The 4,884-nt window shown below is 53.0% G+C and carries 9 protein-coding genes; 1 reads left to right on the top strand and 8 read right to left on the bottom strand.

Going from position 1 to position 4,884, the window contains the following annotated elements; genetic code table 11:
- The 8 genes from F3I20_RS23710 to F3I20_RS23745 all read right to left on the bottom strand — a co-directional run.
- A partial coding sequence (locus tag F3I20_RS23710) for a hypothetical protein (protein WP_190286183.1) occupies positions 1 to 617 on the bottom strand: 617 nt, incomplete at its 3' end.
- Complete coding sequence (locus F3I20_RS23715) at positions 614 to 1,156, bottom strand: motility associated factor glycosyltransferase family protein (RefSeq protein ID WP_150019579.1); 543 nt, start codon at positions 1,154 to 1,156, stop codon at positions 614 to 616. The genes F3I20_RS23715 and F3I20_RS23710, both read right to left, overlap by 4 nt.
- 67 nt (positions 1,157 to 1,223) lie before the next feature.
- Positions 1,224 to 1,739: a hypothetical protein gene (locus tag F3I20_RS23720; protein WP_150019580.1), complete on the bottom strand. Its 516-nt coding sequence runs from the start codon at positions 1,737 to 1,739 to the stop codon at positions 1,224 to 1,226.
- Positions 1,740 to 1,789: 50 nt separating this feature from the next.
- Positions 1,790 to 2,251 carry a lysis protein gene (locus tag F3I20_RS23725; RefSeq protein WP_150019581.1) on the bottom strand — a complete coding sequence of 154 codons (462 nt, stop codon included), beginning with the start codon at positions 2,249 to 2,251 and terminating at the stop codon, positions 1,790 to 1,792.
- A 449-nt stretch (positions 2,252 to 2,700) separates the two neighbouring features.
- Entirely contained in the window at positions 2,701 to 3,231 is a 531-nt protein-coding gene (locus F3I20_RS23730) for a lysozyme (protein ID WP_150019582.1), read from the bottom strand.
- Between the two features lies 1 nt (position 3,232).
- Positions 3,233 to 3,478 (bottom strand): phage holin, encoded by a 246-nt coding sequence (locus tag F3I20_RS23735; RefSeq protein ID WP_150019583.1) that lies wholly within the window; start codon positions 3,476 to 3,478, stop codon positions 3,233 to 3,235.
- A gap of 9 nt (positions 3,479 to 3,487) precedes the next feature.
- Entirely contained in the window at positions 3,488 to 3,835 is a 348-nt protein-coding gene (locus F3I20_RS23740; RefSeq protein WP_150016021.1) for a hypothetical protein, read from the bottom strand.
- Positions 3,836 to 3,931: 96 nt separating this feature from the next.
- Positions 3,932 to 4,132: a hypothetical protein gene (locus tag F3I20_RS23745; protein WP_150016020.1), complete on the bottom strand. Its 201-nt coding sequence runs from the start codon at positions 4,130 to 4,132 to the stop codon at positions 3,932 to 3,934.
- On the opposite strand from F3I20_RS23745, the gene F3I20_RS23750 reads away from it, so the two are divergent.
- Positions 4,131 to 4,841 (top strand): DUF4145 domain-containing protein, encoded by a 711-nt coding sequence (locus tag F3I20_RS23750; protein WP_150016019.1) that lies wholly within the window; start codon positions 4,131 to 4,133, stop codon positions 4,839 to 4,841. The genes F3I20_RS23745 and F3I20_RS23750 overlap by 2 nt on opposite strands.
- Positions 4,842 to 4,884: the final 43 nt, after the last annotated feature.

Here is a 4,884-nt window from a genome sequence, read left to right on the forward strand (position 1 = left end):
ACCACGCAGGCAGCATGCGCATAGAGACTGCACAGCTGAGTCAGCGTCATTTCACCATGGTGGAGTTTCAGATCGGCTTCGGGCTCTTCACCCACAACCCACTCTACGCCCGGCACGGTGTCAGCCACGCTCACCACGAAAAAGTGCTGGCGCAGCTGCTGCGAGGCGCGGACGAGATAATCCGGATCGGGATTGCGGGACGCGCTGGCCCACTCCGTGCGCAGGGTGGCCGGCCGGATAATGGCGACGGGTTTATCAACCGGTACGCGCGGATGCAGGTCATTAAACTGCGGCAGGTCGAACAGCAGCGGGCCGCTGACGCCAAACTGACGCCGGAATGCCGGGATAATGCCACCACTGGCAAGGTCGTCCGGACCGTAGCCAATGCGCTTTATTACGCCGCCGCGCGGGGCCGGGTGATATGCGTACCGGGTGCGGAGCTCGTGTTTTTCCTGTGTGCGGAGATGTGTTCCGCTGCGCACGCACTTTATATCGAGGCCCCTATACAGCTCCGGCCAGCAGGTGCGCACGTAAGCGCCGGGGAATTGGCGCAGGAACGGGCGCTGGTAGATGGAGTCGCCCAGGCCCAGCATGCCCTGAAAATTATACTGCGTCATAAAACCTCTTCGGGTGCCGCGCGCGGGAAACAGGTCAGGGACGTTCGGCGCGAGCAGTTGATGATGCTGACAGATGGGAGGCTGCTGGCCAGACGCTGAAATTCACTTTGCCAGCGCCGGATGCTTTCGCCGTCTGGATTCTTCAGACCGTCCGGGTGTTCACCGTGCCAGTGGGTGCCGTTTGCCAGCGAGCAGTCGTAGCCCAGCAGAATGATCCGCTCAGCACCGAGATGTGCCGCCAGCTGTATGGCACGCTGGCCAGAGTTGAAGGAGTCGTTATCGGGCGGCCGGAACAGGTTCACGCCGTAGCGCAGGTGCGCCCGGCCGCTTACCGTCCAGCACTGAGCCCGGGTCTTCAGCGTGCTGTGATATTTGTCCCACCAGCTGCAGTCGGCGGCAAAAAGATGATCGCAATCCGGAGCGAGGCTGATGCAGGAGTTAACGACGATGACAGGATGTCCGGATGCTGTCGCCAGGCGGCAGTCACTGGCGTTCAGTGAGGGGCCGCTGGCGATGCAAATGAAAGTTTTTTCCTGCATTAACACCCTCACAATAAAAAGCCTCACCAGTTGATGAGGCTTTTTAGGGTATGTAATAAAACGAGGTTTAATCGAATATCAGACTCAGAGCCTGATCAAAATCATCGGCTTTTTTGTGCTCAATGGGTGGTATGTTATTGAACACAAAATACCTGCATGAGCCATCAATATCAGAATTCCCCATTGACGCAAGTTTTGGCAACAATACATTTTCATACCACGCAATTTGTCGGTCTGCCTCGGTGCTACCGCAATAGTTTGGAATTGTCTGTGACGTAAGAACAACGCCAACAGACCATTCACGCTTATTAATCTCAAAATTTATGAGAAAATCAGCTATAAAAGTTCGTGGATCAAGCCCCGACAATGATGCTTTTACAACCAGCCCATGATAAGTCGCATCGAAACCCTCGCGATGCTCAGTAACCGAGAAGCCTTTATCGCTGAAATAATTGCGAGCTTTATTGAGGTGATCCATGGCCAGTGAAGGCAGCATCGCAAAATGGCGGTCTGCACGGTTGTTAAGATATTCTTTTTCTTTGGCCTTCAGTTCAGCAAGGCGCATTTGTTTGGCAAGAGACATATTAACCCCCTTAAAGTGTAGGTGAATGCATTTTACTGCTGCCCACCTGGCTATTTCAAACACTGGGTGCGCACGTAGTCCTGCAAATACTTCAGCTTTTCCCGGTCGCGGATGATGCCGGCGCGGATGTCGAGAATGTTTCGTCGAGAATCTGTAGCGAGTTCGACGGCGGCTCCATTGACCAGGCCGCTGGCTGCTGTGGTTGTGCCGGTACCGGACACGGGACATTTTGCGTGGACATACATCCGGCGAGTACCAGCGGCAAGCTGGCGGCGAAGAGCATCATTTTCAGATTCGGCAGCACTGAGCGCCTCCGTGTGGGTTTTGTCGAGTGCGGTCAGCTGCTGCTGGCGCTGGGTCATGTCGGTGATGGTAGTAGCCTGCCGTTTCGCCAGCTGCTGAGACTGTCGGGCGGTGGTGCGCCAGGCTATGGCTTTACTGTGATAATGGTCGGCGGCCCAGCCTAAGGCAAGCACGGTAACAATAAGTGGAGCCGTAAGATAAATATTCATATTCAGGAGTGACATTAAGAATTTGCGAAGCACAGACACCGCTGTTTGCTAATGCTGGGAAAAAAGCGGAACATATAACCTTGTTATTCACATTAGCTGCCAGGCTGTAACTAACGAGGGTTGAAATGCTCCACTCTTTTAGTATTCACTTTAAAGCTTTTCTTGATATGTTTTCCCCGCGCACCTGGAAAATCATTGGCTATTCAGGTTCTGCTGTAATCTGGACAATGAATATCCTGATTAAAAAACATTATGAGAAAAAAGTTAAAAAATATGAGTCAGATTTCAGGAGAAAGTCCGATAAGTAGTTCGCCGCCTGTTTAATACTCCAGCGCTCAACATCATGCCAGCGAGAAGAAAAAGCATGCCATTCAGTAAAGCATGCTTTTCATTGATGAAAGCAGTACTCACTAATATCCCCAGGCATATAAAATCATATTTATAATATTTCATTGGTATACCCCCTTCAGGCAAAGCGCCTTTTCTTGATCCCTGCGATGAACGAGTCCGGGCAGTAACTTTCCGCCGCCATAAACCCAGCGCGGGAACTGATCACAGGCCTGCCTTATCTCACTCTGACGCAGCAGCGCGAAAAGTGTGGATTTCTTCATTGCTGCGCAGCCGGCATTGAACGTGATGGAGGTGACGGCGGAGAAGGTGTCGTCGCTCAGGGATTTACCGTCTGCGTACTGATTAACGCATTCCTCAGCTGCCTGGATATTTTTTTCCCAATCCTGTGCTATCTGCTGGTCGGTTTTTCGTGTGCCCGGCTTCACGCCGTGCGTGTTGCCAATCCCGTCGGTGATGATGCCTGCCGGGCAGGTGTAAGGGTCGCGACGGCAGCCCTCAGCATTGCCGATAAGCTCCAGCCCGGCCCGGTTCGTGCGCACCAGGTCATGAGACAGTATGATATTAATGATGAGCGTGACCGAACAGGCAGCGGCGGCAACGGCAACGCGACCTTTTGATACTCTGGCCATATCATTTCCCCGGCATGTCGTCCGGCGATACAGCACCCTGATGTGAATTCAGCCAGGCACGGTAAGCCCGGGCGTTAGCCCGCTTGAAGTAGGCATCAACGACCATGGTGATGAGCGCGATGACCGCACCTGCCAGAACGCCGATGGCGCTCCACTGCTCAGGCGTCAGGTAGTTCAGCAGGCCAATAAAGAATGAACCCGCCGCAACGCCGTAAGATGCGGAAGTGGTAACGTGATGAGCGTGCACATTTTTTCCTTAACGTCTGCGTCCGTAATAGCCTCGGGTTGAACGGTAGGTCGTCACCGTGCGAGAGCGGGAATAGCGCGGTGCTAAATATCGCGGTGTGCTGTAGTGATGCACGACCGTAGTGTGATGGTTGTAACCGCTACCACCACTCATCAGATGCCCCATCATCAGGCCTGAGAAAAATCCACCGTTGTCGCTGTCATGCACCACGACAGGAGCAGGATTCTGAACCACTACCGGCGGCTGAACAGGCGGTGCATCTGCAACCGAAACAGGCGAATCATCATGACTGCAGGCGTGCAGAAGCAGCAGGCACACAGCTGCTGCGCCCGCCAGATACAGATATTTTTTATTCATGGCATTTACCGGTTGGAAAAGAAAAAAGCCACGCGCCAGCCGTGCGCAGGGTGCGCGGTAAGTTGCTGATCGTGGCTTGGGTTATAAATCAACTGGCTATTTTGAATCTGTCTCAAGAAAGCGCCGGCGGTTTTCAGCGATAATCAGCGCCATGGCGAGTCCTTTTACAGCAGTATCCCAGCCCTGACGCCCTTGCGTCAGAGAGAATTTTTTCTCTATTGCAGCAAGAGAATCCACTGCAGAATCAGTTATGCAGCCTTCATAATCACTGACCAGTTCAGATAAGGAATTTGACATGTTCACCCTCAGACAAACTTGCCCTCACTGCGCACGCGAGGTCAATTTTCGTTTATACAGTATTAGTGAATACAGGCACCGTCAGCCTGCACCGGCAGGGGCCGTGAATAGCGGGCCATCTGTACAGGTGCGGTCTTACTCTCAGGACACCCCGGTTGAAGCATTTGGTGTTTCGACCTGTCCGGAATGCGAGTCGCCTATTCTGGTGAGATTTTCGTGTGGGTACGGCCAGCTCCAGCTTTGTAAAACCTCCGGCACCCAGAGTGAATGGCGTTATAACGGCGAGCCACCCAAAGTCATCGATTCTTTTCCTAAGCCACAGATGCCAGATAGCTCCCCCTGGTACCCGGATGAAATAAGAGAAATCTTCATCGAGCTGCAGGAAGATGTTCAGCGTGATCGCAGTCCAGCCCGCATCATCGTTGGATGTCGTAGCGTTATGGAGGTGGCATTAAGGAAGCTGGGATATGAAAAAGGAAACCTGCTGTCCCGAATTGAGATGGCCAGAAACGACGGCATTCTCACTGAGTCCATGAAAGACTGGGCGCACCGCGTCCGCATAAATGGTAACGAAGCGGTCCATGAACTGAGCGCGACACATGAACAAGCGAAGGAGCTTGTTGCTTTCATCAGGTTATTTCTGGAGATCGCATTTGTGCTGCCGAGGCGTGTAGACAGTGAAATGCATAAAACTGATCCTGTAGCCTGATAACTGTCCTTACGCTCTGCCATCTGAGCTAAACCGGCGAATT

Origin of the sequence: Candidatus Pantoea gossypiicola, from assembly GCF_008632075.1 — a bacterium.
Taxonomy (GTDB): Bacteria; Pseudomonadota; Gammaproteobacteria; order Enterobacterales; family Enterobacteriaceae; genus Pantoea; species Pantoea gossypiicola.

Coding starts and splice junctions, on each gene's coding strand:
- F3I20_RS23715 (WP_150019579.1), bottom strand. CDS start 1,156: ATGCAGGAAAAAACTTTCATTTGCATCGCCAGCGGCCCCTCACTGAAC.
- F3I20_RS23740 (WP_150016021.1), bottom strand. CDS start 3,835: ATGAATAAAAAATATCTGTATCTGGCGGGCGCAGCAGCTGTGTGCCTG.
- F3I20_RS23720 (WP_150019580.1), bottom strand. CDS start 1,739: ATGTCTCTTGCCAAACAAATGCGCCTTGCTGAACTGAAGGCCAAAGAA.
- F3I20_RS23745 (WP_150016020.1), bottom strand. CDS start 4,132: ATGTCAAATTCCTTATCTGAACTGGTCAGTGATTATGAAGGCTGCATA.
- F3I20_RS23730 (WP_150019582.1), bottom strand. CDS start 3,231: ATGGCCAGAGTATCAAAAGGTCGCGTTGCCGTTGCCGCCGCTGCCTGT.
- F3I20_RS23750 (WP_150016019.1), top strand. CDS start 4,131: ATGTTCACCCTCAGACAAACTTGCCCTCACTGCGCACGCGAGGTCAAT.
- F3I20_RS23725 (WP_150019581.1), bottom strand. CDS start 2,251: ATGAATATTTATCTTACGGCTCCACTTATTGTTACCGTGCTTGCCTTA.